A 16939-nucleotide genomic window follows, 5' to 3' on the forward strand; every position below is an offset into this window, starting at 1 on the left:
CCGCGTCCCCGCGAGGACCGCTTATGGCCAGAATCAAATTGGCCGAGAAGATCGCGGAGGACCCTCGCTCAAGTCACTCATGCGACGCAACTTGCGTCGAGAAGCGTGATCTGACCGGCGTAAAAACGGGATACAGACTGAGATACAAGCTGTGATACAATGCGTAGGCGTCTCGCTGAAAATACTAATGATTACAATGGCGATTGGCTTGGTTGTGGGCGCTCCGAGCGCACCACACCTCAGCTGATCCTTGAAATCGCTGGACTTTTCGGAGCATGGCCGTGCCGGCCCCGCCCCGAGGCAGGTCCGGCGAACGCCGGCGGGTGACGTGAAGGCGCCGGTCGATGCGGTCCTGTAACACCGGTCAGGTAGATTCGCGGATGCACGGCCTTGCCGGTGTGGCGCTGCCGACCGGAGGCGGCCGCGTCTCCCGACCGCGGGGCCGCAAGCCTGCCCCACCCGGAGACCTCGATGATCTTTGCTAGCTACGCCTACCGTGTTCTCTCCAACTTCGTGTTCCTGGGACTGGTCTATTTCACGCTGAACCTGCTGGAGAAATACGAGCAGCGCGCGACGGTCGCAATCCTGGTCCTGGTCTATGCAACGATGCATGCCCTTTCCGGCCTGCGCTCGTTCTATTTCTTCCAGCGTATCGAGCGCCTTGAAGGCGAGACGCGGCGGCTCGCCGCTGCGGCCGGCGAGGGGCCCAATGCCGTGGCCTCGCGCAAGCAGATCGTCGCCGACGTCACCGCGCTCAGGCATGCCGGCGAGATCAAATCCTATGTCGACATCTTCTTCCTGGCGCTGGTGATTCTGCTCTGCGTCGCCAAGATCGTGGTCAGCTAGATCGCGCTCTAGTCGGCGAAATGGGCCAGGCGGGACAGCCGAACGAAAGCTGAGCGGAATTGACGAGGGGGATCGATATGCTGCCGCTCATAACGGTCTTGTTGCAGGTTCGAGTCCTGCAGGGCCCGCCGGTGATTTCAGAGGGCAGCAGACCAAGCCCAAGCGCAGCGAGAGCCGGTGGCGCCGAATCCGTGGGCCGACTTTGCCAACCATTATAGTTTTTGATGGAGGCATAGTTGTCGATAGCTCGATCAGCCGTCGTTAAGCTTTTGCTCATTCAAAGTTTACCCAATTTTGATTCTCTTGTTCACGACGACGGCCTCTCGTCCGGCACAATTGGCGATGAAAACGAATTCATTGGAAGACACTGAAGAAGGTTGCCGGCCGACCAGGAAAGCGGCCTGCCGGGTTTTCGATCCTTGTCGAAAGATTAGCATCCGCGACGACCGCGGACCTTTGCTGAAGCGAAGAATGGAGCAGGCTTCGCGACTGGGAGCGGTCGCGCTCTTCGTTGCCGTGGCATCCGGTTATCAAACGTCCGCCCAGGCCGGCACATCGACCGCGAACTTGACCGTTCAGATCACCATCACGGCGGCCTGCACAATCAACGCTGCAACGCTCAATTTCGGGAGCGTGTCCGGAACGACGCTCGCGACCACCTTGCAGTCGGGCAGCACAACCGTCTCGGTCACCTGCACCAATGGCAGCCCGTACTCCATCGCCATGGACAACGGAGCAAATGTGTCCGGCAGCCAGCGGCGGATGACGAATGCCGGGAACTTTATCAACTACGATCTTTATACTGATGCAGCCCATACAAACCCCTGGACCACGGCTACCAGCAGCACCACCTGCACGACCACGAACGGCTGCTTTCTCGGCACCGGTAACGGATCGGCGCAGACGATCAACATTTTCGGCACCGTTCCCGCTACCGGCATCGCACCGAACACCGGCACCTACACGGACACGGTGGTCATGACCATCACGTATTGAAGTAGAGACCGCGGCAGCGGCTCGCTGTTCTGTTGCTTCGCGTATCGACCAAATGCCTTCCGGCGCACGCTCCAAATCGACTGGGCATCGCGATGCACGAAAATTCGACTCTGCTGGCCGCATTTGTCGCGAGCCTGACATGCATGGACGTTGCACAGGCCACCGCGCTTCGCGTTGAGCCCGTTCTCCTGGAACTGAATGCCCCGGCGGCTGCGGCTTCCCTGACACTGCGCAATGACGAAGATGCCGAAGTCGAAGTCCAAACCCGCGTGCTTCATTGGTCGCAGTCCGACGGCGAGGAGAGGCTTGAACCGACGACCGATGTGGTGGCATCACCTCCGGCTGTCAGGATGGCGCCTCATTCAGACTACGTCGTACGAGTTGTGCGGGTGTCGAAACAGCCGGTCGATGGCGAAGAAAGCTATCGTGTCATCGTCGACCAATTGCCGCGAGCAGGCGGCAGGCAAGGTCGCAGCGTCAATCTTTTGATACGACAGTCGATCCCGGCGTTTTTTCGTGGTCGTGAGATCAGCCGGCCACAAGTTTCCTGGGCGCTCCGTACTGAAGCTGGCCAACTGACCGTCGTGACCAGCAATGCCGGCGACGAGCGGCTACGCATCGCAAACTTGCGGCTCAAGGATTCTTCGGGAGCTACCTTGTCCTTTGGCAACGGTCTCCTCGGCTATGTCCTCGGACATTCCTCCATGAGTTGGGCCACGCCGAAATATCCTCGCAGCTTTGGATCCGGCGGATCCATCGCCGTCACGGCGGACACCGACAAGGGCCAGACTCATGCGATTATTGAGTCTCCGGCTCGTCGGTAGAAGAGGCTCTTCACTTGTGTCAGTGATAGCGCTGCTTGGCATAGTCTTCTGTGCCGGGCGTTCGCGTGCGGTGGAACAGCAGACAAATCTGCAACTCGATGTCGTGATCAACACCATGCCCGCCCAAACGATCGGATCATTCGTGCGGTTCGATAATGGCCGTATCGGCGGAACGGTGGAGGAACTGGAAAGCCTCGGCCTGCGGCCGGGCGGGCCGCATCGACCGGGCGAGATCATCGCGCTGGATGATATCCCGACCCTAAAGTATCGATATGAGGAGAGAACACAGCGGATATTCATTGCCGTCGACGAAGCCGGACGCAAACCGCAGCTGTTTGACGCGGGCGGCTCCAGCGGGAACCTGCCAAGGGCGCGGGGCGATCCCGGCGCGGTGCTGAATTATGACCTGTTGAGTTCAACGAGCAACGCAGCTACCCCGGGATTGATCGGGCTCGGTAGCACATCGCTTTTACTCGATGCCCGGGCGTTTTCGCCTTACGGCACCGCCGAACAGTCGGCGATCGTCCGCACTGGTCCGCAGCAGCCTGCGCAAGCGATAAGGCTGAATTCGTCTTTCCAGTATTCCGATCAGGACCGGATGATCGGTTACGTTGCGGGGGATACGATCAACGGCGGACTGGCCTGGTCGCGCCCGGTCAGGATAGGCGGCGTTCAGGCGCAACGCGATTTTGCCCTGCGGCCCGATCTCATTACCACACCACTCGCAACGATCGGTGGCAGCGCGGCAGTGCCGTCAACTGTCGATGTCTATGTCAACAACATCAAGACATTTTCTCAGGATGTCAGCTCCGGCCCTTTCAGTGTGAACAACATACCGCTGATTTCCGGAGCCGGCACAACGCAACTCGTGGTGCGGGATTCGGCAGGTCACGAAACCCAGACGTCGGCGCCGTTTTATGCGGCCTCGAGCCTGCTTGCGTCCGGGCTGAGCAGCTGGTCGGTGGAGGGCGGATTGCCGCGGTTGTCCTACGGCTCGAGCAGTGACGTCTATGTCGGCTCGCCGGTCGGGTCTGCAACCCTGCGACGCGGTATCTACGACGGCTTGACGGCGGAGGCACACGTCGAAGGCGGAGCCGGTGTCATCAACGGTGGTATCGGTGGTGTCTTCAGGACCGGAACGGTCGGCGTCGCGGCCGTGGCCCTGGCCGGCAGCGCAAGCGGCACGAACCGCGGTCTGCAGAGCTACGCTTCCTATGAGACCCGGCTCTTCGGCGTGAGCATTTCGGCGAGTTCGCTACACACCTTCGGGACCTATGACGACCTTGCCTCGGCGACCGCAAGATTGCAAACTATCGCGGCGTTGAACGGCGGCCTGCAAAACCTGAACGGTCTGTTCAATTACCTGCCCGGCAGTATCGCTTCATTGTCGAACTCGTTTGCCTATGTGACCGGCATCTATGGCAGCGCCCGGGCGCCGGTCGCACTCGATCGCATCACTTTCAGCGCTCCGATGCCGTTCGACCCCCGGGCCAGCCTGAGTGCAAGCTTTGTCGATCTGCGCGATGACTCAGGCCATCGGTCCAGTATTGTGACGGCCTCCTACTCGCGCTCTTTGCCGTACAATGCTTCGATATTTTCTACTGTCTTCCACGATTTCCGTTCCAAGAAGAATACCGGCATGTTTGCTGGTTTGAGCATGCCTTTTGGCGACTCAGCTTCGATCACGACCGGAGTTTCGAGCGGACGGAGCGGTACGACCGGTAGCGTTGATGCCGTCAAGTCGCTTGGGCCGGAGCCTGGCAGCTACGGTTGGCGCGTCCACGATTCCGAAGGCGCATCGAAGTACCGGGAGGCAACAGCTTCCTACAGGTCGAGCTACGGCACCATCCAGGCAGGCGCAAGCCAGGCCGGAGCCGGCAGCGTGGGATCGCTCGAATTGCGCGGTTCGATCACCACCATGGGAGGTGGCGTTTTCCTTTCGAACTGGATCGACGACAGTTTCGCGGTGGTCGCGACTGGCGTGCCTGATGTCGAGGTCCTCAGCGAGAACCGCCGGGCTGGCGTCACCGATTCCAGCGGAATGCTGCTGATCCCGACGCTCCGGTCCTACCAGAAGAACAAGATTGCGATCGACCCGACGAACCTTCCGGTCGACGAAGAGGCAGCAACGACGCATGACATCGTCGCTCCGGCAGATCGCGCCGGCATGCTCGTCAGATTCGACGTCCGCAAGGAGACGACCGCCGCTCTGGTTACCTTTGTCGGGCCTGACAATCGCGTTCTGCCGGCCGGGGCTGTCGGCCATATGACCGGAGGAGTAGAGTTTGTCGTAGGCTACGACGGACAGGCCTATATCAAGGGGCTCTCGTCAATGAACGAAGCCGAAATCGAGTTTGCCGACGCACGCTGCCGCGCAATGTTTGCGTTCATTCCGCGGCCGGGCGAACAGGTCCGGATCCCCGGGGTCGCGTGCCGATGATGCAGTCATTCCGACGTAAAACAGTGCCTTCGTACGTCAATTTCCTCGATCATCCCTTCTGACCAACCCGCATTGCGAGAGCGAAATCGTGGTCATCGGCTCAAAGCGAACCCTGCTCTTCGCGTTGCTCCTGCAACTTGCGGCATCGTTTGCGGCCCACGCTCAAAGCTGCTCCGTTACCGCGGCGCCCGGCAACTACGGATCTGTCGACATTCTGGCTGGCACCGCCGTCGATACGACCTCGACATTTACCGTAACATGTAGCGGCTGTGCCCTCGGCTGCGCTGTCAATGCGTGTGTGCAATTCAACCAGGGGGCGCCCAACAGCAGCAGCTCGGTTCGATCACTGGGAAGTGGAGCGAATGCGGCAATACACGAGCTCTATACGGATTCCGGGCGCACGCAGGTCTGGGGATCCTGGGGATACGGGACCACCGGGTATGGCTCCGGTGGTGTCAGCATCAATCTCAGCCTTCCTCTCTTGGGCGGACCCGCGCAACAAAGTCTGACCGTCTATGGGCGCTTCCTCGCCAATCAGCAGGCAACGATACCTGGGACCTACGTCTGGAGTACGACCTCTCCGGTCGTCGCCTACGCGGCCTATCTTGTCGCAAGCCCAAATTGTTCGACGAACCCGGGGACGTCAACAAATGCAGGCTCCTCGCCCTGGACGGCGACAATCGGCGGAAATTGCGTTGTCTCGACCACGTCACTCAACTTCGGTAACGCTTCGCTGTTGACGTCGAATGTTGACGGCGTTGGGACGATTTCAGTGAAGTGCACCAATACGACCCCGTACTCGATCGGCCTCGACAATGGACTACACGTAAACGGCAGCCAGCGGCGCATGCAGGCAAGTTCCAGCTTCATCAATTACAATCTCTATACGGACGCAGCCCGGACCAGCGCCTGGACAGGTGCGACATCCGCTACAACCTGCACGTCCGGTGCCAACACCTGCGTGCTTGGCACAGGAACAGCGTTGAACCAGAACGTTTCAGTCTATGGGCGCGTTCCGCCGCAAACCTCACCCGCTCCAGGAGTCTACGCCGACACCATCATCGTCACCGTGACCTTCTAGCCTGATCTTCCCGGATTAGCGGTTTGAGAATCCGAAAATCAAAATCGACACGATGCCGATCGCCGCAAATGTCCAACTCCTTCAATTTCGACAGCCGATGACCGCACCGATTTCGGAGCAGAAACGAGCTCACCGAAACGCAACGAACGCAATCAAGCTCGACCGAAAGCGGCACCAAATCAATCCAGGCCGATCGTTATCCCGCCGCTCATAACGGTCTGGTTGCAGGTTCGAGTCCTGCCGAGCCCACCAATGAGGTCAGTCAATAGCTTGCTCCGTCCTCGTTGCCCGCAGCGCAACCACCTCACCAGAAACCGCATCAGATACGTGCACTTTCCGTTCGTGCGCGAGTTCGCGCCGCTCTCCGCTCGATCGCGCTAGACTGACTTAGATGATGGTGAATGAAATCGTCGCCCACTCATCGGGTCGAGATGCTCCAATAGAGCTGCTGATTAAGAGGCGCGGGATCTGATAAGGTGTGGATTCGTCCTAGTCAGGCACGCGCTTGCTGGCCGCCGAGGCCTCGGCGCGCGGGGTGCGCCTGGCGACGTGGACCGACGCATTGCTCGCGGCCGGCGGCGCGACACGCAGCGGCGCTGCGTGAAGTCGGCCGTGAGCCGCAGCGGGGATCTGATGCGCGGCCTGCTTCGGGTGCCCCGCCTGGCGCGCCGAGATCGCCTGCGCGCGCGGTGCGCCAAGGCCGGGGGCAGCTGTCGCGCGCTGTGCGAGACGGCGATCGGCCGCCGAGCGGGCCGCGAGCAGGGTCAGGTCCAGCGCTTCGGGAACGCGAAACACGTCAGCCGCCGGGATCGGCAATGTCGAGACTGACGCGAGCTGGGTGAGCGGTGGCTGCGGCCACAGCGTGCGGACGGATGCGCCGACGCGCGCGCGCTGCGCGTGATCGAGGATGTCGGCATCGCGCCAATCCATGTCGGCAAACGCCGGGGCCGGCAGCGTCCGCGTCGCGGTGAAGACGAAGTTCGGAATTTTGGGCCAGCGCGTGATCGCGACCGTCTCGGTCGGCGGACGCATGAACCATTGCTGCGGCTCGGTCGGCGTCGCCGGGCGGTCCGCTGTCGCGGGCACCACATGCACGATGCGGTAGCCGCGCTCCTTCAGCGTGTTCAGGATGCGCGGCAGCGCCGCGACGGTGCGCGGCTGGATGTCGTGCAGCAGCAGGATGCCCTTGTGCTTGGCCTCGATCCGCTGGATCGCGAGGTCGTAGACCCGCTGCGGCGAGACGTGGCGCCAGTCGTCAGCCGGGAAGTCGGCGCTCCAGACCTGGATGCCCTGTGAAGCCAGATAGGCTTCGGGGATCTCGGCGCGCATCAGGCCGGGGATCCGGAAGAACGGCGCGAGCTTGCTCTTGTCGCCGTTGAGCGCGGCGAGCGTCGAGGCGATGCCGTCGTCGACTTCCTGCCGCACGCGCTCGAGCGGCATCTTGTTCATCGTCAGCGGATGGTTCTGGCTGTGCGTGCCGACAGTATGCCCGGCGGCAACCAGCTTGCGCACGCCCTCCGGATTGAACCGGGCCTGGGAGCCGATGGTGAAGAAGGTCGCCTTGACGCACTGGCTGGCGAGGATCGCCAGCACCTGGTTGCTGTATTTCGGCAGCGGCCCGTCGTCGAAGGTCAGTACCACCTCGTGATCGGCGAGCGGCAGTGTCTCCGGATACTGCATGGTGCCGATCCGCGGATGTTCCCTGGGATCGACGACGATGGTCCGCGAGGTGCCGAGCGCGTTGGGGTTACCCGGACAATCCGCGGCGAGGCCGGCCTCCGGCGTCATGAAGCAGCAGCCCAGCAGCGCCGCGCCGACCACGGTCCGCGACCGCTTCCGGATCATCACTAGGACGTCTGCAATCATCAATCTCGGCCGTATTCCAAACGCACTGACGAATCCTTAGGTGCGGCCTCATGAATGCCGCCTTAACGGTCTGTAATCCACCTCGGGTCCCGGGTTCAATGTGTCCGGTCAGACACGGTTTTCAACGCCGCCGGAACGACGTGGACGACGTGATAATTATGCTCCTGCAGGTACCTTAGGAAGGCCGGCAGCATCTCGGCTGTTCGCATCTGCGGGTCATGCAGCAGGATAATTCCCTTGCGATGGCCCTCCAGCCGCCCGGTGAGCAGCTTGAGTTCCTCCTCGGGGGTCATCTTGTTCCAATCGCTGGCCCAGAAATCGGCGCCGAACACCGCGATACCGCGCTTTTCCAGGCGCTCGAGCAGGGCGGGCGTCGACTCGAAATAGGGGAACCGGAAGAACGGCGTGCTCGGGACCGTGCTCGCGGTGCCGCGCAAGGCCGTCTGGATCGCTTCAATCCCCCGATTGATGTTCGCTTCGGCCTGATCCGTCGAGAGTTTGTTGGAATGTGGATGGTCCCACGTATGGTAGCCGATGGTGTGCCCGAGGCGCGCGATCTTGCGGACCATATCGGGATGATCGGCCGCATTGCGGCCGACCATGAAGAAGGTGGCCTGCACGCATTCGGCTGCAAGTGCCGTCAGCACCTTGTCGGTGACGCCAGGTGTCGGCCCGTCGTCGAAGGTCAGCACGACCTCGCCATCCCGCAGCGGCAGGGTCTGCGGAAAGCTCTTCAGCCCGACGCGCGGATAGGTCGCAGGGTCGACCTCCAGCACACGCGAGGTGCCGAGCGCGTCCTTGCGCGGGCATTCGGCGGCCTTCGCCGAGCTAATCAGCGCAACAGGTGCGAGCGCGATCAGCGCCGCGACAATGTTCAGGATCGGTCGCGGTGCGCTCGACATCTTTCTCATTGCACTGGGCCCCACCGATTAGGTAATCCGTTCCGCACCCATCAGAGCAGTTTTTCCCCTCCTGTCAAACCGGCGAAACACGGCATGGCCGAGAATATCGACGTTGTCGAACCCGCCGAGGCCGACCCGCTCGCCCGGATGCCGATGCGGGACGAGGAGGGCCAGCTCCGTCCCGAATTCGTCGCGGAGATCACCCGGGCCATCCATGCCGCCGACCGGCCCCTGCTGTGCGAGGTGGTGGCGGAACTGCATGAGGCCGATCTCGGCGACCTGATCGAGGCGCTGGAGCCGGACGACCGCGTCACCCTGGTTGAGATCACCGGCACGGACTTCGACTTCTCGGCGCTCAACGAGGTCGACGAGACCGTCCGCGAGGAGATCCTCGAGGAACTCGAGCCGGAGACCGTTGCCGAGGGTGTCCGCGAGCTCGAATCCGACGACGCCGTCGAACTGCTGGAGAGCCTCGACGAGGAGGACCAGGAAGAGATCCTGGACAAGCTGCCGGCGGCCGAGCGCGAGGACATCGAGCGCAGCCTGCTGTATCCCGAAAATTCCGCCGGTCGGCGGATGCAGACCGAGTTCATCGCGGTGCCGCCGGATTGGAATGTCGGGCGGGCGATCGACTACATGCGCGACACGCCCGATCTGCCGGACCGCTTCTACGAGATCTATGTGGTCGACGCCGACAAGCATCTGCTGGGCGCGGTGCCGCTCGACGCGCTGCTGCGCACCCGCCGCCCGGTTCCGGTCAAGGACCTGATCGACGAGGACCGCCGCCGGGTCTCCGCGCTGGAAGACCAGGAAGAGGTCGCGCGGATGTTCGGCAAGTACAATCTCGTCGCGGCTCCCGTGGTCGACACCACCGAGCGGCTGGTCGGCGTGATCACCATCGACGACGTCGTCGACGTGATCGAGGAGGAGGCCGACGAGGACCTCAAGGCGCTGGGCGGCGTTACCCATCCTGAAGAGCTGTCCGACACGGTCTGGACCATCGCCCGCGGCCGCTTCAACTGGCTCCTGGTCAATCTCGCCACCGCGTTCCTGGCCTCCTCGGTGCTCGGCCTGTTCGAGGGCCAGCTCGAGAAGATGGTGGCGCTCGCGGTACTGGCGCCGATCGTGGCGAGCCAGGGCGGCAATGCCGCGACCCAGACCATGACGGTCGCGGTGCGCGCGCTCGCCACCCGCGAGCTCGGTTCGTTCAACGCGACGCGCGTGGTGTTGCGCGAGACCATGGTCGGGCTCGTCAACGGGCTCGCCTTTGCCGTCATCACCGGCATCGCCGCGGTGGCCTGGTTCAAGATCCCCGGCCTCGGCATCGTGATCGGGCTTGCGATCATCTGCAACCTGGTCGCCGGCGCGCTCGGCGGCATCCTGATTCCGATGGTGCTGGAACGGGTGCGCGCCGATCCCGCGGTCGCCTCCGGCACCTTCGTCACGACCGTCACCGACGTGGTCGGCTTCTTCTCGTTTCTCGGCATCGCCACGCTGTGGTTCGGCTTGAAGTAGTCCGGCGCCGGCGGGCGCGTTTATCGTTAATCGCGCCTTAACGGGGTTAGCGGATGATGCTCCTATCTCCAGAGGGGCCATCACGGGGGCCATCATGCAGCGCTTGCGGCTCAAGGCGGACGGACGGATCGTCGAATTGCGCGACGGGCAGGAAATCCCGCTCTCGCCCGCACATCCGGCCGAGGCGGCGATACAGCCTTCGGTCGCGCAACCGGCCGTGCGCGATCTGCGCCGCCGGGCCCAACTCACCCAGCTCGAATTCGCCGCCAAGCTCGGCGTGCCGGTGGAGACCATCCGCAACTGGGAGCAGGGCAAGCGCGCCCCGCGGGGACCCGCCCGCGCGCTGCTCGCCGTGATCGCCCATTCGCCGGAGACGGTGTTCGCCGCGCTGTCGAGCGAGCCGACGGCGGCTTGAGCTGATACGCAGCGCGCGGCGTTCATTGTCAGCCGATTGATCGCGCTTGCACGCCACAACACCGGTGTCGTCCCTGCGAAAGCAGGGACCCATACGCAGCGGCCCGTGTTGTGAACGGGATTCGTCGTTCCACCATCGCGCAACAATCGACATTCGTGGTTATGGGTCCCTGCATTCGCTGGGACGACAGCGAATATGTTGCACGATCTGTGAGTCAAACTTCCGCATTCTCGCGACATGATTTGTCCGAGCTTTGCTGTTCGTTTCGCCCTCTGTCTTGAAGAGGGCGCAGGGAAAGCCGGGTGCCGATCGCACCCATGGGCCCCGAGCAATGGGTAGAAAGCTCGGGGGTAGGACCACAGGTGTAACCGGGAACTCCGGCTTTCCCTGCGCGATGGGCTACGGCTTATACGTGCTCTCCCCGGCGAGACTGGGCTTTCTTGTCACCGCTCTTGCAAAGGCGCTTTCGCATCTTGCGAGAGGACACCTGCCGCTAGGGCGTCAGGCCTGCACGACTTCACCGTCCGTCTTGCGTGTGCTCGTCAGTCACAACGCTCGGCGTCCACCGCATCTCGACCCACGTTCGTGACGACCGCGAAGCGCCCCTCGATCGGGTGAGACGGGCAAACCATATAGTGAGTTGCGCTTCGGATAAAGCGAAATATTTTTGCTATAGGGGCTTGCGCCGTCGGGCAACTCAGTGATTGGCAATTTCGGGCTGAGCCCGCTCAGACAACAATCAGCCGCAGCACGGTTGCTTGGCTTTCGGCGCGCAGCACGACTGCTGCTCCTGCAGCCATCGGTCGCGCGGCTTGCAGCTCGACGGGCGCGCCGAGAGATAGACGCGGATCGCGGCGTCGCCCGTATCCATGCGTTCCGCGCGATAGATTTGCATCGGCCGCACACCGTCGCTGACCTCAAAGGTCAGCCTGGCTTGCGGATCGAAGCCGACGGCCTCGTCGACCTTGCGGATGATCGCGAGAAACTTTCCGGCCGGCATGTGGCCCCGGTTTTCCTCCTCGATGTCCCAGAGCTGAATGAAGGTCTCGCTCCAGCTCTCGGGGTTCGCCCCGCAATCGAGCCCTCTGAATGAGCCGGTCTTGACCTCGGTGACGTGGTAGCTGGGGCGGACATCCCGGCCGTCGTAACTGAAGATCAGCGGCTTCTCCTTGTGTGCCTCGAGGCTGGAAAGCAGCGCTGCGGACGAGAGCTCTTCGACCGGGAGCAGGGCGCCGACGGTCGATCGGGTATTGGCAAGCGTGGTCACGGCTGCTATCCTCATTTCAATGGTTATTGAATTGTAGGATTATCGAAAGATGGAGGAGCGTCAAGCCCGAACCGCCTTCGCCGCGCTGTCGCAGGAAACGCGGCTTCGGATCGTGCGATTGCTTGTACAGGCCGGTCCCGATGGCATAGCGGCAGGGGCGATCGCCGAGGCGGTCGCAGTATCGCCATCCAACGTATCGTTCCATCTGAAGGACCTCGAGCATGCCGGCATGATCGTCCCGCGTCGCGAGGCGCGTTCGATCATTTACTCGGCGGATTTCACCGGCTTGCGTGATCTCATTGCCTTCCTGATGAAGGATTGCTGCGCGGGCCACCCGGAAATCTGCGCGCCGGCGCTCGCCGATGCCGAGTGCAGGCCCCCCACGGTCAAGAAGAAGGCGCGTGCCTGATGCGCGATTTCGACCTGCCAAGGCGCCTAGTGGCCGAGGGATTCGGTACGTTGCTGCTGGTCGCGACCGTCGTTGGCTCCGGCATCATGGCCGAGACGCTGACCAAGGACGTTGCATTGGCGCTGCTCGGCAACACCCTTCCGACCGGCGCCATTCTGGTGGTGCTGATCACGATCCTCGGGCCAATATCCGGCGCGCATTTCAATCCGGCGGTCACGCTGGTCTTCATGCTCAAGGGCGAACTCCGTCCGCCGCATGCCGCGCAATACGCCGCGGCGCAGGTGCTCGGGGGAATCCTCGGCGCAATGATCGCGCACGCCATGTTCGGCCTGCCGCTATTGGAATTCTCGGCGAAGGCAAGGACGGGATTTCCGCAATGGTTTGCCGAATTCGTTGCCGCGTTCGGACTAATCGCAACGATCATCGGTGGCCTCCGATTTCGTGAGGCCGCGATTCCATGGCTGGTCGGGCTGTACATCACGGCCGCGTACTGGTTCACCGCATCCACGTCGTTCGCCAATCCGGCCGTCGCCATCGCGCGATCGTTTACCGACACGTTTTCCGGCATCCGCGCGCAGGATCTGCCGGGCTTCATCGTCGCCGAGGTTCTGGGAGCCATGGTCGCGCTTGCATTCATGACCTGGCTGCTGCGGGGCGCCGAAACCACCAAGGAAGCAGTCCGATGACGATCACGATCTACCACAATCCCGATTGCGGGACGTCGCGCAACACCCTGGCAATGATCCGCCAAAGCGGGGAGGAGCCCGAGATCGTCGAATATCTCAAGACGCCTCCCTCGCGCGACAAGCTGATCGCGCTGATCGCTGCCATGGGCATGACACCGCGCGCGCTGCTCCGCGAGAAAGGCACGCCCTATGCCGCGCTCGATCTCGCCAATCCGAAATGGAGCGACGACGAATTGATCGATTTCATGATGGCGCATCCGATCCTGATCAATCGGCCCATCGTGGTCTCGCCGAAGGGCGTGAAGCTATGCCGGCCGTCCGAGGCCGTCCTCGATCTCCTCGCCGTTGCCGACATCGGCCGGTTCGTCAAGGAAGACGGCGAGGTGGTTTCGCCCAAGATATCGCCCAAGACGCCGGGTGCGCGCGCTGAATGAGCCGCCGTGCAGATAACCTCCTGATCGTCGCGCTCGGCACTACGCAAACCCTGGCCTGGGCGTCGAGCTACTATCTGCCGGCCATTCTCGCGGACCCGATTGCGCGGGACCTCGGCATATCCACGAACTGGCTGTTCGCCGCGTTCTCGATGGCGCTCGTGATATCAGGACTGCTCGGCCCGCGCGTCGGCCGCCAGATCGATCGCATGGGCGGGCGCGAAGTGCTCTGTGCGTCCAATCTTATCCTGGCGTTCGGCCTGATCCTGCTCGGGCTTTCGCAAGGCCGCGTTCTGATGGCTGCAAGCTGGCTGCTGCTCGGCGTCGGCATGGGCCTTGGCCTGTATGATGCAGCCTTCGCGGCGCTCGGGCGCATCTATGGCAACGCCGCACGCCGCTCCATCACCGGCATTACCCTGATCGCCGGGTTTGCCAGCACGATCGGCTGGCCGCTCACCGCGTGGGGCCTTGCAACCATCGGCTGGCGCTGGACCTGCTTCGGCTGGGCGGCTGCGCACATTCTGATCTGCCTGCCGTTGAACGCCTTCCTGGTCCCCAGGTTGAAGAGCGAGCATCGGATCGCAGCCGACACGCCAAAGCCGCATATTCCGATCGACCGCGCGATGGTGCTGCTCGCCTTTGCCTTCGCGGCCGCCTGGAGCGTCACGTCGGCGATGGCGGTTCATTTGCCGCGAATTCTGGAGGCGTTGGGCGCAACGCAAACGCAGGCGATTGCGGCAGGTGCATTGATCGGCCCGGCGCAGGTGGCGGCACGGATTGTCGAAGCGAGCCTGCTGAAGCGCTTCCATCCACTCTGGTCGGCGCGATTGGCCTGCATCACGCACCCCTTGGGCGCCTGCGTCATCGGCCTGTTCGGCGGTGGCTTCGCCGGGATATTTGCGCTGCTGCACGGCGCCGGAAACGGCATCCTGACTATTGCGCGCGGCACGCTGCCGCTGGCGATCTTCGGTCCGAAGGATTACGGCTACCGCTTGGGGCTGCTCGGCGCGCCATCGCGACTGTCGCAAGCGATCGCGCCGCTGGTCTTCGGATTTCTGATTGCACCGCTCGGCGGCTATACGTTCGCGGTCACATCGGCCCTCAGTCTGGCTGCGCTCCTGGCATTGTTCGCACTCAAGACCGACCCGAAGATCCCCTCGCAGTAGCGTCGCGACCTTTCATCCGCCGAACCGTATCGATGAACGCCTTGATGATCGGGGAGTGGCCGCGCCCGCTGTGATGGGCGATGCTGTACTGGGTCTTGATGGTGCGGTCGCTGATCTCGAGTGCGCGCAGGTTGGGATGCGGCACGAATTCGAAGTCGGCGACGATGCTGATGCCGAGCCCGCGCTCGACCGCCTTCCACACACCTTCGCGGCTTTCGATCTCGAACACCGGCTCGATCCTGATGCCCTCGGCCTGCATCGTCGCCTCGAAGGCGCGCCGCGTGGTCGAGCCGCGTTCGCGCAGCACGATGGGCTGGTCGGCGAGCTCGCGCAGCCTGACCGATTTCCGCTTGAACCAGGGATGGTCGCGGTTGACGAACACGATCACGCGGTGCGTGCGATAGGGGATCATGGTGACGCGCGGATCCTCCGGGACCTCCGCCAGGATCGCGACGTCGGCCTCGAAGTCGACGATGTGGCGAAAAGTCCGCTCGGAATTGCCAAGCAGGGTCGAGATTTGCACCTCGGGGTGATGGCGCTTGAACGCCGCAATGATCTCGGTGGCATGAAACGGCCCGACGGTCGCGACCCGCAGATGGCCCTTGGTCGCCTTGCCGTGCGCGGCCAGCAGTTCGTGCGCCTCGTCGCAGAATGTCATGATGCCGCGGGTGATCTGGAACAGCGCGGCGCCGGCTTCGGTGAGCTCGGTGTGCCGCGGCTTCCGGATCAGAAGCTCGACGCCGTAGGTCTCTTCCAGCTCCTTGACCTGAATGGTCAGCGTCGGCTGCCCGACATTGAGCACGCGCGACGCCGCGGTGAAGCCACCATGGGTGGCGACTGCATGAAAGGCGCGAAGCTGGCTGAATACTATTGACATAATCAATAGAACGCATCCGTAGAATGAATTTGTCAATAGCAGCCGGCGCCGTACGTTCGCGTCAAATGGAGGACGCGCTGATGGCCTGGACATATTCCAACCCGGTACAGATCGAATTCGGAGCCGACAGCTTCGACAAGCTGCCGGAGTTGATCGGCAAGCGCGTCTATGCGCTCGTGACCTATGGCGAGCCGTTCTTCGCCGAACTCGAGCGGCGGCTGCGCGACGCGGCGGGTCCCTCGATCCTGACCATCCGCGACGTCGCGCCCAATCCGGACTATCGCCTGCTCACCGAGCAGACCGCCCGGTTTGCCGGGCTCGCCAGCCGGCCCGAGGTGATCATCGCGCTCGGCGGCGGCTCGGCGATCGATTCCGCAAAGGTGTTCGCGGCCGCGGGCAGCGATTTCGCGACGGTCAAAACCTATCTCGAGACGCAGCAGGGCGCCGAGCGCCTCCCGACCATTCCGATCATCGCGGTCCCGACCACCGCGGGCACCGGCAGCGAGGTGACGTGCTGGGGCACGGTGTGGGACGAGGCCAACGGCAAGAAATACTCGCTGGCGCTTCCGTCGCTCTATCCGACCCATGCGGTGATCGATCCGCGCCTGATGCTCGGCAAGCCGCAGCTTCTGACCATCAGCACCGGCCTCGACGCGCTGTCGCATGCGCTGGAGAGCATCTGGAACGTCAACAACAACCCGGTGTCGGCCAACCATGCGGTGGCGGCGGCGCGTGGCGTTCTCGACGTGCTGCCGAGGCTCGCCAATGATCTGGGCAATCTCGAGCTGCGCAGCCGGATGGCGCAAGCGGCACTGTTCGCTGGGCTGGCGTTCTCCAACACCAAGACCGCGATCGCGCATTCGCTGTCCTATCCGATCACGCTGCGGCACGGCGTGCAGCATGGCATCGCCTGCTCGTTCTCGCTGCCGATGGTGCTGCGCAGCGTGAAAGGGGCGGGCGGGCTTTGCGAGGACAGCCTCCGGCAGATCTTTGGCGCCGATCTGGCGCGCGCGGCCGACGATCTCGAGGACTTCATGGCGCGGCTCGGCATCTCCTGCAATCCGGCCGCCTACAGGATCGAGCGCAGCGAGTGGCACGCGCTGATCGCGGATTCGCTCGAGGGTGAGCGCGGCCGCAACTTCCTGGGGTCGAAGGAACGGTTGATCGAGGCATCGCAGACGTTGCGGATGCCGAGCGCGGCGAGCGCGTGACGACGGC

At 63.0% G+C, this 16939-nt stretch carries 16 protein-coding genes; 12 read left to right on the plus strand and 4 right to left on the minus strand.

The features are described from left to right. Positions 1 to 471 precede the first annotated feature (471 nt). From AC066Y_RS03395 to AC066Y_RS03415, 5 genes are all read left to right on the plus strand, one after another. A complete protein-coding gene (locus AC066Y_RS03395) occupies positions 472 to 846 on the plus strand; it encodes a hypothetical protein (RefSeq protein WP_478272663.1) in 375 nt (124 codons plus the stop codon). 471 nt (positions 847 to 1317) lie between these two features. Continuing rightward, entirely contained in the window at positions 1318 to 1842 is a 525-nt protein-coding gene (locus tag AC066Y_RS03400) for a Csu type fimbrial protein (protein WP_478272664.1), read from the plus strand. A 143-nt stretch (positions 1843 to 1985) separates the two neighbouring features. After that, positions 1986 to 2666 (plus strand): fimbrial biogenesis chaperone, encoded by a 681-nt coding sequence (locus AC066Y_RS03405; protein WP_478272665.1) that lies wholly within the window; start codon positions 1986 to 1988, stop codon positions 2664 to 2666. A gap of 70 nt (positions 2667 to 2736) precedes the next feature. Beyond that, complete coding sequence (locus AC066Y_RS03410; RefSeq protein WP_478272666.1) at positions 2737 to 5106, plus strand: fimbria/pilus outer membrane usher protein; 2370 nt, start codon at positions 2737 to 2739, stop codon at positions 5104 to 5106. An 88-nt stretch (positions 5107 to 5194) separates the two neighbouring features. Next, on the plus strand, positions 5195 to 6187 hold the full coding sequence (locus tag AC066Y_RS03415; RefSeq protein ID WP_478272667.1) for a Csu type fimbrial protein: 993 nt from the start codon (positions 5195 to 5197) through the stop codon (positions 6185 to 6187). A gap of 489 nt (positions 6188 to 6676) precedes the next feature. Here the strand turns inward: AC066Y_RS03415 and AC066Y_RS03420 are convergent, their stop codons facing one another. Further along, positions 6677 to 8053 carry a polysaccharide deacetylase family protein gene (locus AC066Y_RS03420; protein ID WP_478272668.1) on the minus strand — a complete coding sequence of 459 codons (1377 nt, stop codon included), beginning with the start codon at positions 8051 to 8053 and terminating at the stop codon, positions 6677 to 6679. 95 nt (positions 8054 to 8148) lie between these two features. After that, on the minus strand, positions 8149 to 8964 hold the full coding sequence (locus tag AC066Y_RS03425) for a polysaccharide deacetylase family protein (RefSeq protein ID WP_478272669.1): 816 nt from the start codon (positions 8962 to 8964) through the stop codon (positions 8149 to 8151). Positions 8965 to 9048: 84 nt separating this feature from the next. On the opposite strand from AC066Y_RS03425, the gene mgtE reads away from it, so the two are divergent. After that, entirely contained in the window at positions 9049 to 10470 is a 1422-nt protein-coding gene (mgtE, locus tag AC066Y_RS03430; protein WP_478272670.1) for a magnesium transporter, read from the plus strand. A gap of 94 nt (positions 10471 to 10564) precedes the next feature. Then, complete coding sequence (locus AC066Y_RS03435) at positions 10565 to 10885, plus strand: helix-turn-helix domain-containing protein (protein ID WP_478272671.1); 321 nt, start codon at positions 10565 to 10567, stop codon at positions 10883 to 10885. A 739-nt stretch (positions 10886 to 11624) separates the two neighbouring features. Here AC066Y_RS03435 and AC066Y_RS03440 read toward each other — a convergent pair. After that, on the minus strand, positions 11625 to 12152 hold the full coding sequence (locus AC066Y_RS03440) for a DUF6428 family protein (RefSeq protein ID WP_478272672.1): 528 nt from the start codon (positions 12150 to 12152) through the stop codon (positions 11625 to 11627). A gap of 49 nt (positions 12153 to 12201) precedes the next feature. On the opposite strand from AC066Y_RS03440, the gene AC066Y_RS03445 reads away from it, so the two are divergent. Genes AC066Y_RS03445 through AC066Y_RS03460 form a run of 4 tightly spaced genes read left to right on the plus strand, consistent with a single transcriptional unit; the run spans position 12202 to position 14844 of the window. Further along, positions 12202 to 12561 (plus strand): ArsR/SmtB family transcription factor, encoded by a 360-nt coding sequence (locus AC066Y_RS03445; protein WP_478272673.1) that lies wholly within the window; start codon positions 12202 to 12204, stop codon positions 12559 to 12561. Continuing rightward, positions 12561 to 13247: an aquaporin gene (locus AC066Y_RS03450; protein ID WP_478272674.1), complete on the plus strand. Its 687-nt coding sequence runs from the start codon at positions 12561 to 12563 to the stop codon at positions 13245 to 13247. The genes AC066Y_RS03445 and AC066Y_RS03450 overlap by 1 nt, the downstream gene beginning before the upstream one ends. Continuing rightward, the gene (arsC, locus tag AC066Y_RS03455) at positions 13244 to 13681 is read left to right on the plus strand and encodes an arsenate reductase (glutaredoxin) (RefSeq protein ID WP_478272675.1); all 438 of its coding nucleotides are present in this window, start codon (positions 13244 to 13246) and stop codon (positions 13679 to 13681) included. The genes AC066Y_RS03450 and arsC overlap by 4 nt, the downstream gene beginning before the upstream one ends. Further along, positions 13678 to 14844 carry an MFS transporter gene (locus tag AC066Y_RS03460; RefSeq protein ID WP_478272676.1) on the plus strand — a complete coding sequence of 389 codons (1167 nt, stop codon included), beginning with the start codon at positions 13678 to 13680 and terminating at the stop codon, positions 14842 to 14844. Before arsC ends, AC066Y_RS03460 begins: the two co-directional genes overlap by 4 nt. Here the strand turns inward: AC066Y_RS03460 and AC066Y_RS03465 are convergent. Next, entirely contained in the window at positions 14813 to 15721 is a 909-nt protein-coding gene (locus AC066Y_RS03465; RefSeq protein WP_478272677.1) for a LysR substrate-binding domain-containing protein, read from the minus strand. The two genes, AC066Y_RS03460 and AC066Y_RS03465, sit on opposite strands and share 32 nt — an antisense overlap. An 80-nt stretch (positions 15722 to 15801) precedes the next feature. On the opposite strand from AC066Y_RS03465, the gene psrA reads away from it, so the two are divergent. Then, a complete protein-coding gene (gene psrA, locus AC066Y_RS03470; protein ID WP_478272678.1) occupies positions 15802 to 16932 on the plus strand; it encodes an iron-containing alcohol dehydrogenase PsrA in 1131 nt (376 codons plus the stop codon). Positions 16933 to 16939: the final 7 nt, after the last annotated feature.

Source organism: Bradyrhizobium sp. USDA3010, from assembly GCF_056429065.1.